A 658-nucleotide genomic window follows, 5' to 3' on the forward strand; every position below is an offset into this window, starting at 1 on the left:
GTCGTTTTCGGTCGTTCTGGGCAGGCGCGGCCGGCGGCGCCGCACCGGTTCCCGTCGATGGCGTCCCGCCGCGTCCCGCTCGTGCGCTCCGCACACTCTGCCTCGACTTTGACAACGTTGTCTAGTAGGGCACGTACCGCCCGGTCACCCCTCGGTCCACCCGCGAGCGATTTGCCTGCTCTGCCGAAGAATGGGGTAATTGATCAGGTATGCACACTCTCTCCGCCCGCACGACGGGAGCCAGGCATGACCGACGGACCCGAGCCGCTCAGCGCGGTCGCCCGCGAAGTCCTCGTCGTCGAGGGTGCCGGCGACCGTGCCGCGTTCACCGCGGAGGTCGGCCAGTTCCCGCTCCAGGGCTTCGCGGGCGACCGCGCGGACCAGGCCGACGAGTTGCAGCGCGCCACGGAACTCGACCGGCTGGACCGGCGGATCTCCGAGATCCAGGGCCGGCTGAGCGAGGGAGCCGTCGCGGGTCCGCCCCGTACCGACGCGATCGGGGTGGGCAGCACGGCGACGGTACGGTTCGAGGACGGCACGGAGTCCACGGTCCAGATCGGCGAGGTGGCCGAGGCGCTGGACCGGACGCTTGTCACCGCCCACAGCCCGCTGGGCCGAGCGCTGCTCGGCCACCGCGCCGGTGACACCGTGTCCTACC

Annotated in this window: 1 protein-coding gene; it reads left to right on the plus strand. The window is 71.6% G+C overall.

Going from position 1 to position 658, the window contains the following annotated elements:
• Nucleotides 1-246: 246 nt before the first annotated feature.
• The coding region (locus tag EAO71_RS35745; RefSeq protein WP_147981976.1) for a GreA/GreB family elongation factor at nucleotides 247-658 on the plus strand (412 nt) is incomplete at its 3' end.

Origin of the sequence: Streptomyces sp. MS191 (genome assembly GCF_008042125.1) — a bacterium.
In the GTDB taxonomy this organism is placed as follows: Bacteria; Actinomycetota; Actinomycetes; order Streptomycetales; family Streptomycetaceae; genus Streptomyces.